Source organism: Sphingobacterium sp. UBA3549 (genome assembly GCF_002376635.1).
Taxonomy (GTDB): domain Bacteria; phylum Bacteroidota; class Bacteroidia; order Sphingobacteriales; family Sphingobacteriaceae; genus Sphingobacterium.
The window spans coordinates 479,214-497,051 of the sequence record NZ_DFOE01000037.1 but is presented as its reverse complement, the minus strand read 5'-3'; the positions used below and the strand labels follow the sequence as shown (position 1 = coordinate 497,051).

At 44.3% G+C, this 17,838-nt stretch carries 10 protein-coding genes; all 10 read right to left on the bottom strand.

Annotation, left to right across the window (positions count from 1 at the left end; all coding sequences use genetic code 11):
• Positions 1 to 121: 121 nt before the first annotated feature.
• A complete protein-coding gene (locus B2W36_RS20785) occupies positions 122 to 1,237 on the bottom strand; it encodes a glycosylase (RefSeq protein ID WP_293883875.1) in 1,116 nt (371 codons plus the stop codon).
• A gap of 105 nt (positions 1,238 to 1,342) precedes the next feature.
• Positions 1,343 to 4,081, bottom strand: coding sequence for a family 78 glycoside hydrolase catalytic domain (locus B2W36_RS20780; protein ID WP_293883877.1), 2,739 nt, complete (start codon positions 4,079 to 4,081; stop codon positions 1,343 to 1,345).
• Between the two features lie 39 nt (positions 4,082 to 4,120).
• Positions 4,121 to 5,584 (bottom strand): glycoside hydrolase family 28 protein, encoded by a 1,464-nt coding sequence (locus B2W36_RS20775; protein WP_293883879.1) that lies wholly within the window; start codon positions 5,582 to 5,584, stop codon positions 4,121 to 4,123.
• Positions 5,581 to 6,462 (bottom strand): sugar phosphate isomerase/epimerase family protein, encoded by an 882-nt coding sequence (locus B2W36_RS20770; RefSeq protein WP_293883881.1) that lies wholly within the window; start codon positions 6,460 to 6,462, stop codon positions 5,581 to 5,583. The genes B2W36_RS20775 and B2W36_RS20770 overlap by 4 nt, the downstream gene beginning before the upstream one ends.
• On the bottom strand, positions 6,459 to 7,871 hold the full coding sequence (locus tag B2W36_RS20765) for an acetylxylan esterase (RefSeq protein ID WP_293883882.1): 1,413 nt from the start codon (positions 7,869 to 7,871) through the stop codon (positions 6,459 to 6,461). The genes B2W36_RS20770 and B2W36_RS20765 overlap by 4 nt, the downstream gene beginning before the upstream one ends.
• Entirely contained in the window at positions 7,852 to 9,000 is a 1,149-nt protein-coding gene (locus tag B2W36_RS20760) for a sialidase family protein (protein ID WP_293883883.1), read from the bottom strand. The genes B2W36_RS20765 and B2W36_RS20760 overlap by 20 nt, the downstream gene beginning before the upstream one ends.
• Positions 9,001 to 9,040: 40 nt before the next feature.
• A complete protein-coding gene (locus B2W36_RS20755; protein WP_293889408.1) occupies positions 9,041 to 11,782 on the bottom strand; it encodes an alpha-L-rhamnosidase in 2,742 nt (913 codons plus the stop codon).
• A complete protein-coding gene (locus B2W36_RS20750; RefSeq protein ID WP_293889407.1) occupies positions 11,782 to 14,559 on the bottom strand; it encodes a glycoside hydrolase family 2 protein in 2,778 nt (925 codons plus the stop codon). The genes B2W36_RS20755 and B2W36_RS20750 overlap by 1 nt, the downstream gene beginning before the upstream one ends.
• Positions 14,560 to 14,571: 12 nt before the next feature.
• Positions 14,572 to 16,005, bottom strand: a complete 1,434-nt coding sequence (locus tag B2W36_RS20745; RefSeq protein WP_293889406.1) for a sialate O-acetylesterase — start codon at positions 16,003 to 16,005, stop codon at positions 14,572 to 14,574.
• Entirely contained in the window at positions 16,006 to 17,838 is a 1,833-nt protein-coding gene (locus B2W36_RS20740) for an exo-alpha-sialidase (protein ID WP_293883889.1), read from the bottom strand.

Here is a 17,838-nt window from a genome sequence, read left to right as displayed (position 1 = left end):
TGCAGTCAATGATGGCTTCGTGCTTGCGTCTTTATTCGTTAGTCTATATGGAGGTATTTAAACTTCCCTCGGGTTTATCCATTAGGAATAGTTTTTTGAAAAGTGACCTAGGCCTGAGGGGCTATTCTTGCTCATGGCTTAAGTCTTTAAAACGCACCGTACTTGTACCTAAATCTTTCGAAGTTGCCAAGGCGATACCGCGGTTACCTTTGCCGTCCACTGCACAATAAAAATGATAAACAACACCCTCCGCTTTCAATACAAATGATTTGTGCGCATATTGCTGATCAAAACTTTCACTTGATTCAATCAGATTTGCACCATCCCAATCTGTCCAGTGGATTAGATCCTTGGATGCCGCAAATCGATTGAATGCCCCTTTACGGTCTTTCCAGAAAGCGCCAAAATAAAACATGACCCAAGTATTGTGGATCCGCTGAATCATAGGGTCTCCCGTAATTCCTACCGGATGGTGAACCACAGGGTTCGGCTGGAACCTCTTCCAGTTTTCCAGATCATCTGACACAGCCATACCAATACGTTCATACCATCGTGTTGCTTTATTATTGGGTAATGAATCGCCTACGGCATTGTAATACATGACGAAGCGATGGCCCGTCTGTTTATCAGTATCTTCAATCACATAGCTTTTGAATAGCTTATGCCGATTTTCCCACCAGGAAACATCCGGATCCGTACTGGTCAACACGGGCTTGGACAACCGTTGCCATTCCACAGGTTGTGTTGGTTTTTTAGTTGTATAAGCCATCCCAATCGCCAGCGGCTCAGGTTCGTAACCAGGTGTGGAACCACCGAAATAGGACATCCAGTATTTTCCAGCGTAGCTGTTGAGCTTATACTTCCCGCCCCATTTTGTATCCACCAAGGCATTATATCCTGCTCGCTGCTTAGCATCCCAGCTGCCATCTGGTGCCACGGAGAGTTGTTTCCCCCAGGTCTTCCAGTTCAAAAGATCCGAGCTCTGCGCCAGCCAGGTCTCATAACCACTTCCATCAAACACAATGTAGGTCATATACCAATATTTCCCCTCCTTATAAATGGTCGGACAATCCATCAATTCACCTTTATGCGCAGGTACTAAAACAAGTCCATACTTATAGGGGGTCTTTACTTCTTCATAAATTTTTGTCATTTCCGCACTGGAAACTGCCGGAGTTTGAGCCTTTAATTTAGGACCGGCCAAAGCAATGGATAGCAATAGCATTAATCTTTTCATCTGTCTACTCTTTTTCTTCGTTAGTACAATCTGAACTATTTACGTTGTTGTCTAATGGTATTTCAATGGGTTTATAACTGGCTAAAATAATCACGATATCAGCTTTCATTGAGTAATTGTATATTTTCCTGAGCCCAATTTGAATTCAACATGGTCTTCTTTTACATTGACAGTTTGGGCCTCCATGGCCTTTCCATTGACCTGATAAGTTCCCTTTGGCAAAACCAATATACATTGGCTATTGACAGGTATCTCTACTTGATAATTTCCTTTAGATTGTTCTCGGTTAAAATAAATTTTTCCATATGGACTTCTAAAACTTATCTCACAGTCTTTCAGTGCATCCATCATTTTGGGCTCGATTCGAAAGTGTTTAAATGCGGTCGATGCTGCATCTTGCTGTATTCCGCCCAAGCCGGTATGAAACCACTCCATCAGGTGGCCAAGCATAAAATGATTATTGGAGACGTTTGGAAGACCCGCCCAAGACTCGGTCAGTGCCGTGGCACCTTTTCGCAGCTGATATCCATATCCGGGCCGGTCATCACGATGGTGCATGGCATAAATCAGATCATCACGGTTGTTGGAGTGTAACACCTGTAGCAGGTAACGATGACCGATATCTCCTGCCGTCAACGCCGTATCATTTTGGCAAACGGTTGTTGTTAGTTTTTCAAAAACTGCCTGTTGGGCCTCCTGAGGTACCAGTCCAACATACAGTGGCATGGCCAACGCTGTCTGACTACCGGAGCCATAGCTATGTTCCTGAGGTCGATAAAATTGTTGATTGAAGGCACTGAAAACGGCCTGCCGTAACGTTTCAAATTTTTCGGCATCTTCTTTTTGTCCAAGTAGCATAGCGATGTCTACCATGAGTTTCAAGTCATAGTAATAGATTGCCGTAGCCGTAATCCCGGGAGTAGTCAGCTGGGAAACACCGGGACGCTCCGGTCCCAAATCATACCAGTCACCCAAACCCTGTGTTAAAATGTGTCCCTTCGCTTTTGTACCCAAATAATCGATATAACGGGTCATCATGGCATAATTATCGGCAAGAAAAGACTTGTTTCCATACCAGCGATAGGCATACCAGCCCAAGATAATCGAGCTGCTTCCCCACTCGGGTGAGTCCCTGAACATATCGCCGCCCCAGTCAAACTGCACATATTCGGGCGCTATTTCAGGAACTAGACCATCCTTTGTCTGAGATTGCCGCATATCCCGCAGCGACTTGGCAAACAGGCGTTCAGCATCAAAGTTAAATTGTACCGACGGCCCCATTAAATGTAGCTGCTCCAGCCAGCCCAATTTTTCGCGGTGTGGACAATCGGTAAAGACACTGACCATATTACTCTTAATAGCCCAATTGATCAATCCATGGATCTGATTAAATAGCGTATCGGAGCTTTGAAAGCTTCCTACCTGCGCTGTACTATTCCGGATATGGGCCAACTGTATCGCATCCATCCGAACCGCTTTGCTGCCGGCAGGATGCAACTGAACTTCAGCATAGCGAAATCCATAATACGTAAAACGTGGCTGCCAGGATACCGTCCCATCTTTTGCAAAAATATATTGATAATAATAAGGGCTTCCTGAATGCTTTTGACTGGGGCGTCCATCCGCCGTCAACAATTCGGCCGGATACACCCGTACGGTATCTCCCGCTTGTCCGGTCATTTGCATAGTGACAATGCCCGACGCATTCTGTCCAAAATCATAGGTGATCCGTTTCCCCCCCTCAGCTCGCTGAAATCCAACAGGTGGGAAGCGCTGCATAATTTTTACCGGATCAATATCCTGAGCCCGTAGATGTGGTCCATCCGTTATGAGCGCTTGCTGCCAGTTCCTGTCATCGTAAACAGGGGCTGACCAATAATCAGGTAAAATCCGTGCATCGTAATCCTCGCCCCCATACATGCTGGAAAAAGTAATGGGTGACCGGTGTGTTTTCCAGCCTGCATCACTAACGATGATTTCTTGCGTCCCGTCCGTATAGGTATTGACGATCTTAAGTTTGAGCTTTGGCAGACCAAAAGCAACTTTATGTTTTTGAAATCGGCCTTTAATTGGTGGAATATAATAAAACCCATTTCCTAATAGGGCAGCGATTGTATTCTTTCCCTGTTGCCAGGCTTGGGTAAGATCATAAACCACATAACAGGCTTCTTTGTCATATTTTGTCCACCCCGGCTGTAGCACTGCATCATCTACCCGCTTGCCATTCAATAGCAACTCATAATGTCCCAGGCCAGCCACATAAGCAATCGAAGAACTGATCTTCTTTTTCACCTGAACTGATTTCCGGAAAACCGGAAGGTCATAACTTTTATCCAGGCGGAGCTTGCTGGAGCTTAGTGGCAGTGGATTGACCAATGAATCCGGTAATATATCTTTTGCAATCCACTTTGCACTGCCCCAATCTTGGGCTTGCAATAACCCTGTGTGGAACCGTTGCACCGCACTTGTGGCTGTCTCCTTTTTATTATCACGAACGTGTATTCTGATGTAATAACTTGTACCCGTAGCTAGAGGATTTCCCTGGTATAACAAATTTAGGGATTGCTCTGTCGCTACCCATTGGGAATCCCAAAGCAAATCCTGCTTTGCAAAACGAGTGCTTTTACTGACCTCGATACGATAAGCCTGTTGTTGCACATCAAATTTATCGCTGTGCAGTTGCCAGCTAAATGAAGGCTTTAATGTATTTATACCCAATGGGTTTTCGCGTCCTTCTATCAAAACACGCGTTACTGATAACTTAGCCATACCCACTACGGGCATAGCTAGCAATAACAGGAAAATGCTTCCTAAAACGATTCCCTGTTTTACAATATTCTTCATTCTTTTTCTTTTTTCCCCGACTGTATTCATAACCAACTATTAGGGCGATTCCGTGATGACACGTACGCGATCTTGTATCAGCCCCAAAACATTGGTTGTTGAGATACTGGTATCTTTACACACAAAAACACTATTTTTAATCTTGATATTTTTAGCATCTTTAATCGACAGATACCGGTCTCCGCGTCCAAAAACACGATCAATAGATACGTTTTCCAAAACAGACTCTGGAATACCTTCGATCTTAATACAATTTTTAGCCGCATCAATATATATATCCTTTATTTGGATATCCGAGAAACGTGGTGTCAGAGCGTTCTTTTGAACTTCGAAATCACGGCTAGCCTGATTGCCCACATGTTGGGCTTGTCCAAGCATATCCCAGCGTAAAGCTGATTCCACCTCCTGCATCCGGATACGCTCAAAGTGAATATCAGATCCGCCACCACCGCGTGGCCTTCTGGTCTTAAAACGGATGCCAACATTGGTTTTTCCAAACACACAATCATGGACATACACCTGCTTGGCCATGCCGGCAGTCTCACTACCGATCGTAAATCCACCATGACCTTTTTCGGAAAAGCAATAGCGGACAACTATATTTTCCGAAGGTCTATTCACCCGTAGTCCGTCGAACCCACGTCCTGCTTTCACGGCAATACAATCGTCTCCAGTATTTAGGGTGCAGTACTCCACAAGCACGCGGTTGCATGATTCAATATCGATCCCATCCCCACGTGGTATACCCGTAGAATGGATGCGAACTCCACGGATCACGACATCCTCACAATAAGTGGGCACGATATTCCAAAAAGCAGTACGCTCGAGCGATACACCTTCAATCCAGACACTTTTGCAGTTAATAGGCGCAATGAGTGCCGGTGGGAAGATGAAATCTGCGGTCTTTCCATCGTAGATCCGCTGCTCAACAGGCGTATTACTATCGACAATATTTTCAATGACGTCATGCGTCATGGTTTTATTCCGGACGCTGCCTTCACCGGGGCCAATAATTCTACCTGATCCCGTGATGGCAATGTTTTCTGCCCCATTGGCATAAATACAAGCCCCCAAGCTATATAATTCTACTCCTTCGTGCCGTGTAAACACCGCAGGCAGAAAATCATTGATTTCATGCTTAAATTCCAAAACGGAACCTTCATCCAATTTTAGATTAATATAGGACTTTAGCGTAATCCGTCCTGTATGGTGATGTCCTTTCAGTACTAACGTACCTCCCCCCTGTGCCGCAAGCTGATCGAGCTTAGCCTGTATATTTTCAGCAGGCCCTGCAGTATCATGTCGCATCGGAAATGTCGGCCGCTGGACCTTCCATGCCGTAAAAGGGGATTGTACCTTCTGTGGCTCAAGAGGCATCTCTCCCGCTCCTACCTGATCGGCACGTAACAGGGTCTTATCCAGTTGCTTTTTAACCGAAAGACTTCGACATCCCTGCATGCCCATTACTACCACTACAAGCGATATTATCCAGTTTAATTTCATTGAAACACCTGTTTTACGTAGCGTGTATTTGCACCAAAATTTTCTTTGACGGCACGTGGTGATAGATTAGCGTCACGGGATCGCTCGATCACGAGCCAACCGCGCCAGCCCATACGGTCCAAGGTTCGTTTTACCAAAGGCATATGCAGTCGTTTGTTATTTTCGAGCCATACACCATCTTCATCCGTACAATGAATCTGACAGATCCGCTTCTTTCCTAAAATAGTCACCTCCTGAATCAGATCACGCCCTTCTTTCAACGGATTGGAAAAATTAAAATAGATCTGTATATGTTTGGACCCAATTTCCTTTAAAAGATCAACCTCAGCTTTTGCATCCAATGCTGTTTCAATCCCGATGATCACACCGGCTTTTTTTGCCATCTCACCTACTATACGAAGACGCTCCACAATAGCAGGTCGCAGTTCGGGATATTTAACCAAGTCGCACGTCACGCCCAAAGGCAAGAAAGCGACTTTAACCCCCATATTCTGGCAAGCTTCCAAACAATCCCCTACCATCTGCTGATAAGTCGGCCGCGTAGCAAAAGACTGTGCATAAAAGCCGGTCATGGCCAACGAACAGATCGTTATTCCGGTTTCCTTTGCTTTGTCAAGAAAAGCCTTCCGTTGTGCTGGATCGCCCAACTTACTATCAAAAGTAATCCGGTTGCCCAGTCCGCCCATATCTACCTCCAACCCGTCTGCTCCTATTTCTTTTGCCAGGTCAAAGGCACTTAGCTTTTGCCGCTTTAAGATCATCAGATCAATTACGGCGACGTTGTAACGTCGCTTAGGTGCAGCAAAGACAGCAGAAGGCAGGGCTGCTACGGCAATTAAAGCCAAGGTATCGCGTATAAATTTTTTTCGGTTCATCATAGTTCAATCTGATATGATTTTAACAATGCTTTCAACTGTTCCATCCCACGAATCGCGTTCTTTGGTAAGTTTTCCCCCTTCTTTCCAAAACTGTATAATAACTCCTCCGGCTCGATCTGAATACCGGTTTCCACGATGATATCGGCAGCTTTAGTCTGATCTAAATGAAAATGATCCAGTAGGAATTTGTAGAGTGCCTGCCTTTTGTTGTAGCCAAAATCATGACCTTCTTCGGGAAAATGTGCGTGTTGCACCTGATTTTGCTGACCATAATAACCATAGATATGCTGCAGATATGGAAAATCGTTAATAGCGGTCTCCTTCGTCCAATCCTGTCCATCGGAGATGATCAGTTGTGGTTTGGGCGCTGTCATCGCAGCCAGTTCAACATTATTGGTCCCACCGCAGACAAAATGTACGGGGATTCCACTTTCACAGGGACATCCACCAAAGAAATAAGAAGACATTGCAACGACAGGAGCGACCAACGTGAAGCGATCGTCTAAAGCAGCCATTAAAATACTGTGGCTACCACCACCCGATCCGCCACTGATTCCTATTCGGCTTCGATCGACATTAGGCAAGCTCATTACATATTCCATAATTCGTGCTGCTCCCCAGGTCTGCATCAACATGGCTTCGCTGCTGCGATGATCTGTCGAAGCAAACTGCAATAGGGATTCTCCCCAGGCAAATAGGTCATAGCTTACTGCCATACATCCTAGTCGAGCTAAGGTGATAAATCTCTTTTGCGCATCCGAACGATACCGCTGATTTGGCCAATGGCCATCAGGAGATAACATCACAGGGATATTTTTCTTTTGCTTGAGCGGCGAATAGATACTACCATTGATATATACTCCCGGGATAATTTCTAAGGCAAAATTCTCAACTTGGTAATCCGCATAGCGACGTGCCTTGCCCAATCGGATCGGTTGATTCGGTATACTTTTCAGCTTATCCCAGTACATCGCTTGTCTCACCGCAACACGCAATTGATCTTTTCTCTTTTCCCAACTTGCCTGATCCGTATATTTTTTGGACAGTAAGTTTAGAAAGTCCCAACCTTCCTGTGGTTTCCAGCGGTAATACTCGTATGATTTTAATTTATAGATATTGGGCTTGGCTTCCTCCTGCAGTTTAAAACCCAAGGGATACAGCAAATTGACTTCTGTGCCCACAAGATCTGCCCTAAACTTCCAGGGTGCGTAATCCACCATAATGTCTTTGACATTACGTGGATCATATTTGATCTTGACCTGATACCGTTTTTGCATCAAGGCAAGCACTTTTTCCAGGGGTTGCTTAAATTTATGCTCATAATTGAGTAAGCTGTCCTGCCCCTTGACAACAAGCGAAACCACAAACAGACATGCGGTGAAAACAAGCTTAATCTTCTTCTTTGACATATGCATTAGGGTCTGGTTTTTTATATCCTTTTTTTGTTGGCCAGATGCCATCCTCAATCGGGATTAATTTCACTTTCTTCGGATCTACGACGACATGTTTCATTTTCTTTCTACGCCAGGTATAGCCAAAATGCAATAGCCCATCTTTGGTTTGAATCACTGCGGGATAAGAATACTGACTGATTGGCGAATCCTCAAGTATAAGTGCGGCCTGCCACTGCTTGCCATCTTTGGAAAAAGCAACATTCAATGGTGTACGTGCCCCTTTGGCTAAGTTACCTTCCGGAAGCACGTGGTTATACACCAACACATGCCGTCCGTCTTTTAGCGTTACGGCATCCGTCCCCGAATTATTGTTTGGGAGCGCCGTTTTTTCCAGTGGGGTCCAATGTTCGCCCCAGTCCTTAGACCAAGATGTTACGACCGCACGGTTGCGTGTGCGCGCCAATATTTGCAACCGACCATTTCCGTGGTCAAGTATGCTCGGTTGTATGGCATCCAGATTATCTGCACCACGGGCGATAGGGCCTATTTTACGCCAAGTCTTACCAAAATCCGAACTCGCCTCAAAATGTACATTCCAGCCATTTCCTTCTGTACTGGAAGGACTCAGCAAGGTGCCATTTTGCAAAAGAACAGGCTTATTTTTCACCGGTCCAATAAAGCCCTCGGGCAACTTCTCGGCAGCAGACCAAGTCTTACCGCCATCTTTGGACCGTTTGAGCATCCCCCACCATTCCGATGGCTTGGGTCCAATTTTATAGAATAGCAAGAGATCTCCGTTGGGTATTTGATATAAAACTGGGTTCCAGGTTGGCAAGCGCTTGCCGTCTGGCTGTACACCATCCGCTGCCGACACTGGCGCTAACCAGTTACCGTTTTCAAGTCTACTCACATAGATTTCCACATCGGGATGACGTTCTTTCGTTCCACCAAAAAAGGCATATACCAGGCCTTGATCCGTCTCTGCCATCGTAGCAGAATGGCAGGACGGAAAAGATGCTGTATCATAAATAAACTCATCTTTTATTACGCCTTTTTGCCATTCTTTTAATGTCGGATTTTGTCCGTAAGAACACAAGGAATATAAAAACAATAGGGCTGTTGCTAATTTAATTTTTATCTTCATAAATGTATTTTTAATATTATACATGTATACTAAATACTGCTTATAGTTTAATTTTGAATTGGTAATCTCCTGATCCTATTGCGAGCCAAACACCTGATTTTTCCTGTCGTAGGATCTGAATATCTTTATCGTTTTTTATTTTTTGATTATTTTCCAGGATCGTGGACAGTTCTGTCGTAGGCAGATAGATCTCTGCTCTGGTATTGGCCGGAATAGAAATCTTCCATTCGAAAGTCGATTTGCTTTTGCTCCAATTGGATTGAATGGTTCCATAAACACTTTTATAGCTTGCATCCACATGATCCAATCCTGCTACGACCTGCGGTTTCATGACAACAGTCTGAAAGGCATGCTCTTTTGATTTGATGCCCGCCAAATCCTCATAGAGCCATACCAAGAGATCGCCCAACATCATCACATGATTTTGTGAATTCATCTTGGGATGGGCTGTATTGCCATTCCACAACTCCCAAATTGTTGTGGCCCCATTTTCGACCATATAACCCCAGGAAGGATAGGTCTTATTGGTTGCAATTTTATAGGCAAGATCCACACGGCCGATTTTGGTCAGCGTGCGCATAATCCATTGTGTTCCGATAAGTCCTGTACTCAGGTGCCCGTGATTTTCTTTTTCCACAATCTCCACGATCCGGTTGCTAAGCTTTTCTTTGTTCGTATCTTCGAGTAAGCCGAAAGATAACGCCAATATATTATCAGTCAATGAATTGCCACCATAATATCCTGCTTCGTGATAGAACGCAGCATTAAATGCTACTTTCATCTTCGCTGCGCGATCCAAAAAGTTAGCCTGATCTTGTCCATTGCCGACGAGGATGCTAAATCGGGCCATCGTCTGCAACAAATGATAGTAATAGGAAGTTGCGATCAATGCACTCGGATATTTTTTATCGGCAATCTTACCTCTTCCAGCTTCAATGGTTACCGGTGGGAAGCACCAATCACCATAACTATCCTTGGTAATAATACCATCCGTTCCTGTATAACGTAACTGCATATAATCCATCCATTTTTTCATGGCCGGATAATGTTTTTTCAAGATTCGCAGATCGCCAGCCTGCTGATAAAGCATATCGGCGACCAATAGGTAAGTTCCAGGCCAGCTGATATTATCACTATAGTAGCGCCAAAATGCTGGTGCAACATCCGGTAATGCGCCATCCTCCTTTTGGGACAGCCGAATATCTTCGAGCCATTTAGTATAAAAATTAGCGTTATCAAAGAGAAAGTTCTCACCGTATGCACTCACTGGACGATCACCCAACCAGGGCTGACGCTCATTGCGTTGTGGACAATCTACCGGTATACCTTTGTAGTTTGAAGCAATCCCCCACCATGCATTCTGATGGATCTGATTGATGAGTGTGTTGGAAGACACAAAAGTTCCCGCATTGGGTATATCGTCGTAGACAAAGCGGCCAACAAAATTACTTTTTGAAGCTATACCCGGATAGCCGCTGACTTCGACATAACGAAATCCATGATAGGTAAATCGCGGCTCCCAGGTTTCCTTTCCGCCACCTTTTAATACATAATGGTCCGTTGCTTTCGCGTCACGTAAATTGGTCGTAAATAATTCACCTTCTTCCGTCAAAGATTCTGCAAAACGCAGTGTCACTGCTGTTCCACGCCTACCGGACACCTTCATCTTTACCCAACCCGAGAAATTTTGTCCAAAATCAAGGATGTATTTTCCTTCGGACTTTTTGACGATCGAAATTGGTGCAATATCTTGCATCACCTTCATACCTTCCGACTGCGCTTCGTAATTGCCACCGGGCTCTTGCACAAAAGCAGCCTTCAACCATGTTTTATCGTTAAAACCTGGATTTGCCCAGCCCGTTAGTTCTTTTCTGGCATCATAATCCTCACCATCATATTCGTTATTTGCCGTTATGGGTCCTTCGGTCGTTCCTTTCCACGAATCATCGGTCTTAATGACCTCTGTAGAGCCATCCGTATAAGTCAGCATAAGCTGCATTTGCAATTTTGGGAATCCAAAGGTTTTTACTTTATAAGGTTTTGCTTGACGCATGGCATAAAACCGTCCATTTCCCAAGATCACCCCGATCGCATGCTTACCTGCCGAAAGTGATTGTGTTACATCCAAAACATTATACTTAATGTTCTTGGTATAATCCGTAGGCACTGGAGCCAGTACTTGATCACCTATCTTCTTGCCGTCAATATATAATTCATAAAGTCCTAGCCCCATCACATAGGCTGTAGCCTGCTTAATCTGTTTGGTTGTTGTAAATTCCTTTCTGAAATAACGGGCAGACAATTGACCAGTCTTTTCATTGTCTGATGGGAAATACTGATCAAAACCAATCCAGCGTCCTGTCCAATCTTTGTAATGCAGCAGTCCCATAGTCCAACCAGCCGGCTCAGACCAGCTACTTTCACCCTTATTCGTATACACTTTTACTTTCCAGAACACTTCCATGCGGCTCTGTAGAGCGCTGCCTTCATAAATAACATACGTGGAATTATTCGAAACCTGTTTCCCAGAATCCCAAAAATCGCCGATATTCTGATCCAGTTTTTCTTGTGAGGAAGCGACAAGTACCTGATAGGCTTCTTGTCGGATAGACCGCTCACTGCCCTGCAATTGCCAGCTCAGTCTTGGAGCAATGACATCTATACCGATCGGATTCGAACGTAATTCAGTCCGCAGGTTTGCAACAGTGATCTGCGCTGTAGCCTGATGCCACAAGATCGACAAGAACATGGATAAAAAGGATGCAAGAGTATTAGCTTTCATTAGTTTTCAAAATCAAAATAAAGTACCATATGCAAAGCCCGAGCTGGCTCCTTCTCAAAATCATAGTAGACGTGCTTCATACCCATCGGCCCGGTCGTTTCTGGCTTTTGTGTTTTCGTGCCGATGGCTGAAATACCATTCATAAAAGAAATATCGCCTTTCGGAAAAGTAGGTTCCATGTTTTTCCATTCGGTATCTTGCTGTTCTTTTGGCGTATATAAACGCAGAAACACATCCTCCCGATCGGTAAACACGCGGAAACTTTGATCCTTTCCGATAAATTTGGTCCAATACATATTGGCATGGTACCCTTTAAATTCGGGATATTCGAATGGCGATTCGCCCGTTGCGGTGTTATTGTACTTCTTTTTCCACACGCCAAACTGATTCCCTTTCATCCGGTTTTTCCAAACCCGATAAGGGCCCATTCCCCGATATTCAACACCTTCGATTTGATCTTCTGGAAAATCGAAATTCACTCCGACAAAACGTGTAAAATAACTTTCAGGAAAATATTGAACATGCATTTTCAACTGTCCCGAAGCAAGGATTTCCCAACGCAAGGTATTGTAACTATCTTTTTTATCAAAAGTAGATGCGATAATCACCTTTCCATCCTCACGGTCCAATTTGAAATTCTTATAATTTGTCGCCGCTTCCTGCAAAACCGGTCCGTTTTTGAAAGGAATTACTCCTTTGGCATTTTGAACCTGCTCCAGCAATCCGCTTGTCTTATTGATCTGATAGCTAATACCATTCGCTTTCACCAAATAGGCATTCGCGGTCTCCTGTACGGCAATATCCCCTGTTCCATTTGGTTTCAGGAGGCTACTTGCCACCTGATTCGGCAATGTAATCGGAAAGCTCCAGGTGAAGAGTTCCTGTTGATACACATCTTTTGCGGTAATATATAAGACATCAAAGTCCTCCCAACCTGTAGGGAAATCAACTTTTAAAATCCCTTTATCACCGGGGCGGATATTGGGAGCGACAATCGTTCCTTTTTTTGTTTCCTTAACCTCATCATAACCGCCCAACTTTTTGAGTTCGTACGAAAAGGTACACTGGTTAACATTGGTAAATGCGTATCTATTTTCAATATGGAATGCCCCATCAAATCCCTTGGTCATTTCCCGCTTTTCAAAGAAAATAGGACTCCATACCTCTTTTATCGTAAAGAAGCTTCCTTCTTTTTCGCCATGTGGGCCAATAATACCATCCGGACCACGATTTCCATCAGTATCTATAATACCGCCTTTATCCGTCCTGACGATTCCCTGATCACGAAAATCCCAAAGAAAACCACCCGCAGCAAGGGGATTGGCAAGCATCGCTTTCCAATAATCCTCCAATCCGGCACCATGCCCGCCATCGTACATGCCATGCAAAAACTCCGTCGGCATAATGATATTGTGCCCATGATCATAGGTACCAATACCATAGTTATATTCCCGGTAATGGGTTGTTTCAAAACCATCATGTACGGCCCAAGGATAAATCACAGCACGTTTTTGAATATCCTCTTCTGCGAAGATGGGATCAAAATCTGGATTATGTCCACCTTCATTCCCATTTGCCCAGAAAACAACGGAAGGATTATTTTCAGATACGACCATCATCTCCCGTAATAATTTAGTACCGACTTCCTTATCGTAGTGTCCGTGCCAGCCCGCTATCTCGTTCATGACATATAAACCCAATGAATCACAGACAGCCAGAAAATGATTGTCTGGTGGATAATGGGCCATTCGGACAGCGTTCATATTCATTTCCTTCATGAGCTTCACATCGGCAATGCTAACTTCTTTACTCGTCGTCCGTCCGGATTCCGGAACGAACGCATGCCGATTGACCCCTTTGAATCGGACCTTTACGCCATTGACATAAACGCCATCACGTTCTTTGACTTCTATAGTCCGAAAACCAAATTTTTGCTCCAGCTGGTGCTGTACCTTACCATTTTTCGACAAGGTGAATTGCGCTGTATATAAGTTCGGAAATTCGGCAGACCATAATTGCGGGTTTGAAAATTGCCCCTCGAGCCAATTGTTTTTGTCTGACAGCTTTGCTTTCAGCTGTTTTCCAAATTTCTTTCCTTTTGCATCAAGCAGTTGAACCGTAATTTCGTCCGCTTCTCCCGCTGTCGCTATTTTTGCCCGGAATGTACCATCGGCCTTTGCGTCCAATGAAACACGTTCAATATGATGCTGGGGCAGGGCCTCCAAATAGACCGGTCTAAAAATGCCGCCGAAAATCCAGAAGTCACCTTCCCGTTCCGCCGCATTCACTGACTTGTTTGCCGAATGCTTAGCAACATGGACTTCCAATAGATTTTCTTTCCCAAATTTCACTAGTTTTGTAATATCATATTTGAAAACATAATATGATCCTTGATGGATAGCGCCAGCCAGCTTGCCATTGATCTTGACTTCGGTATCGGTCATCGAACCTTCAAAAACTATCTGAACCTGCTTATCTTTCCAGGCATCGGATACATTAAATCTATATTTATAGTGACCGACCTCTTTGCCTTTATCAGCCTCTTTATTGAAACCGTAATTATATTTCCCAAAACCCTGTTGTTCCCAGTTGGAGGGAACTGGTATTTTAGTCCATTTCCCAGCGTTCAAGCCTTCGGTCACATAAAAATCCCATAACACACCATCATCCTTTCCCGTTCCAGAGAGGTATTGGCTCGCTGTTTTTTGGGCAGATACCTGCAATCCCATAGTCCCAAAAAAAAGTAAGGATAACGCTATTTTTGTTTTCAAGTTCATGATCGCTAAAGACTATTTCAATTTAATATGTTGTAGTGGATTATTTGTTCTAAAGGGTGCCGCGGGAAAACCTGCAGCATTCACCAGATTAGGCTGGGCAGCTTCGTCCCATCCGAACCGGACCTGATGGACCTGTTGTACCTGTTCACTTTCAAGTACGACTGTCTGTCCGTTGATAGCAGCCTGCGCTGGATAAAAGATGCCATCCTCACCCGCAACTTCAAATGATGTTAAGGGCTTGCCGTCTACGGACTTTAATCCATCAGCATGTTTCAATTTTACCCTTGCTTGTTTGCCTTGATATTTTACGGACTCTAGTTCAGGGCCATCGGCTACAATATTTTTATGATAGACATATTTTAAAGCCTTAAGGGCATGACGACGACCGATTTCCCATTTATAACTTGGATGGAGATCGTGTGGATCATCGACCAAATCTGTCGTAATGATACGTGCTGTATGCGGCAATTGTAAAACCAGATCTTGGGCTTCCCGAAATTCTGGCAACACCGTTCTCGGCATACGGACATGGCCTTTTTCATCCAGAGAATAATAAAAAGGTGCGATCTCGGTAAAATAAAACGGTAATTTGGGATTCTCCCAAAGAGTCCGCCAATTTTCGATCAGCGCCTTCATTTTATAGCTATAACTAATATTCTCTTTTAGAAAGGTATTGGATTCACCCTGGTACCAAATAAATCCTTTTAAGGTATAAGGCGCTAATGGTGCAATCATCGTATGAAAGAATTTACCGGGATCGCCTTCTTTCTTTTTATCTTTCAGATAAGGTGAACTTGTCCAATATTCTTCGGAGAACCAGGGCTCGATTCTGCTGCCGCTCACAGCTGATGAAATAATGCCTACAGGAACACCTAATTCTTGCTGTAGCGTTTTCCCGAAGAAATAGGCCGGTGCAGAAAATTGACGCAGTGCCGAATCCCGGGCTACAGCCCAGCCCTCATATTGGCCATCCGGCTTGGCCAGAAATTTTCGGCGTACTAAAAAAATTCGGATATTGGGATTGTTTGCTTCGGAAACTTCGCTTTTAGGGAAATAGGTAGCTCTCAACGGAGCTTTAACTTTCTCAATTTTACGCATTTGGTATTCCATATTCGATTGGCCCGAGCACAACCATACTTCACCGACCAAAACATCTTTAAGTTCGATCGTATTGTTTCCCCTGATGGTCAACGTCTGTCCAACCGCATTAGCCGGCATGGCTTTTAGTTCAACTTTCCAACGACCGTTTTGATCGGCTTCTGTCGTCTTCAACTGGTTTTGAAAAGCTACGCTTACCTGCTCGCCAGGGCTCGCTGAACCAAAAATGGCGACCGGCTGGTTGCGTTGCAAAACCATGTGATTCGCAAAAATATTCGGCAATATGACATTCGCCCTTGCCGAAAAACCGGCTACCAATAAAGCTATATGTACAATAAACCGTCTCATTTATTTCAGCTTTTGAGCTTTCAGCGAAGTAATCTGATAAATGGCTTCTTTGACCGAAGCACCTGCATTTTCAACATCAAAATCTTGGTCTGTTTCCGTATCCGCATTGGGAAATCTTCTGACATCGCCCGTACGGAACGACACCTTGCTCACGTTGCTTACCGGTTGGAAAAATAACTTTGTCCCTTTATCTTCTCCATTGATGGCAACTTGATAAGAGCGGGTGCTCACATCGAAAGTCAACGCAAAATGATACATCTTTCCCATCTCATATTTCGTCAACGATGCATTTCGGTACCCGGCTTTATTTTTAATAATGCCATCTTTATCCATAATAATTCTAGCAGCTGCCAAGCCACTATCATTCACCAACTCAATCTGTAAAGAGCCATGATCATTTTGCTGTGGCGTCACCGTAAATTCAATGGTCCCTTTTTGGGCCGATTGAATGACGCGATCTGCCTTTGCATAGTCGAAAGGATCTTTATCTCGCAAAACCAACGCTGTACCTTCGACCTTGGCAGTTGCCCACAGCGGACTATAAATATTCCAGTTGTTATAGGCTTGTCCTGCATTTTTCGCAAAATCATCGTTCACGGCCTCTTCTACGGTAGACTTGATCGGAACAGGTACAACAGCAGTCCAAATATCTTCTTTGTTCATACTGTAGGTCAACCACATGTTACGATCGGGAACCTTGCCATTTCCTTCGACGATACCACGAACATATTGCGGTCCATATGACTTATAGTTACCGCCATAACGCATTGTGGTGATCTCCCCGTTAACCAATAACAAATCCGTGTAATTCAATCCATCATTACTGGTCGATACGGCCAAGGGCCATCTGAATTCCGATGGGTTATACACTGTTGCATAGCGCCCGTCGGATGTTTTTTGTCCCCAGATCTTCGCATTGCTGTTCACAAACCCGGGGGCGCGCAATGGTGAGTACTGCCAGGTTTTTCCATTGTCCTTGCTCATCGATGTCAATGCATGCTTCCATAAACCGACGACCCTTCCATCATTGAGATGATAAAAGGAAAATGCTTTTACCGGACGCTGCAAAGGAATTAATGGATCGTTTCGGTCGGACTCTTCCACCCATTGCTGCATCATAAGTGGTGTGCCGAGCAACTCGTCACAAGCTTGTACGAAAGCCTTGTCTTTGCTCTTTTTATAAAAGGGATATTTGGCACCCTTCTCATCAAAAGAGGCATTGAAGTGAATAAAATAAATAGGTCCGAAGCTACCATCTTTGTGAATTTCCCGGACTACACGCCCAAGACCATTTCCATCATTTGGATCGTCCTTGGCATCCAGTGCTACACCGTAATATGCGAGCGTCAGCAGTTTATCATTCTTTGCATGATAAAAACCCATACGTTGGTGCATGATTGCATATAAATCTCTCCCGGCCTTATCCGTACGTCCCGGCTTGGTAAAACCTTCCGGAACGAGATAGGTCGGGAATAAATCTGTCGGATTAGACCAATTTCGGCCATCTTTTGATGTCAGCAACAAGGTTTTTCCTTCTGCAATATGCTCCCCCACAGGATTGCTGAGAAACTGTAGGTAATAAGTATTGTTCCAATACGCTAAAAAAGGCTGGTGGTTATAGGTAAAACTATGCCCTCCGGCCAAATCAGGAAACTCTCTATTGGCTCGAAATACCTGGATATTGTGCGTACCCACAGCAGGGGTCAGCTGTCCATGATGGTAATCTACATTGGATAATGTCTTTCCTATATACTTTACTGTATCTTGTTGTGCTACCGCCTGGTTCATAACAGAAGACAGCGATAGCCCCACTAATACTAATTTGATACACAT

Coding starts and splice junctions, on each gene's coding strand:
- B2W36_RS20775 (WP_293883879.1), bottom strand. CDS start 5,584: ATGAAATTAAACTGGATAATATCGCTTGTAGTGGTAGTAATGGGCATG.
- B2W36_RS20760 (WP_293883883.1), bottom strand. CDS start 9,000: ATGAAGATAAAAATTAAATTAGCAACAGCCCTATTGTTTTTATATTCC.
- B2W36_RS20780 (WP_293883877.1), bottom strand. CDS start 4,081: ATGAAGAATATTGTAAAACAGGGAATCGTTTTAGGAAGCATTTTCCTG.
- B2W36_RS20770 (WP_293883881.1), bottom strand. CDS start 6,462: ATGATGAACCGAAAAAAATTTATACGCGATACCTTGGCTTTAATTGCC.
- B2W36_RS20750 (WP_293889407.1), bottom strand. CDS start 14,559: ATGAACTTGAAAACAAAAATAGCGTTATCCTTACTTTTTTTTGGGACT.
- B2W36_RS20785 (WP_293883875.1), bottom strand. CDS start 1,237: ATGAAAAGATTAATGCTATTGCTATCCATTGCTTTGGCCGGTCCTAAA.
- B2W36_RS20755 (WP_293889408.1), bottom strand. CDS start 11,782: ATGAAAGCTAATACTCTTGCATCCTTTTTATCCATGTTCTTGTCGATC.
- B2W36_RS20740 (WP_293883889.1), bottom strand. CDS start 17,838: ATGTGTATCAAATTAGTATTAGTGGGGCTATCGCTGTCTTCTGTTATG.
- B2W36_RS20745 (WP_293889406.1), bottom strand. CDS start 16,005: ATGAGACGGTTTATTGTACATATAGCTTTATTGGTAGCCGGTTTTTCG.
- B2W36_RS20765 (WP_293883882.1), bottom strand. CDS start 7,871: ATGTCAAAGAAGAAGATTAAGCTTGTTTTCACCGCATGTCTGTTTGTG.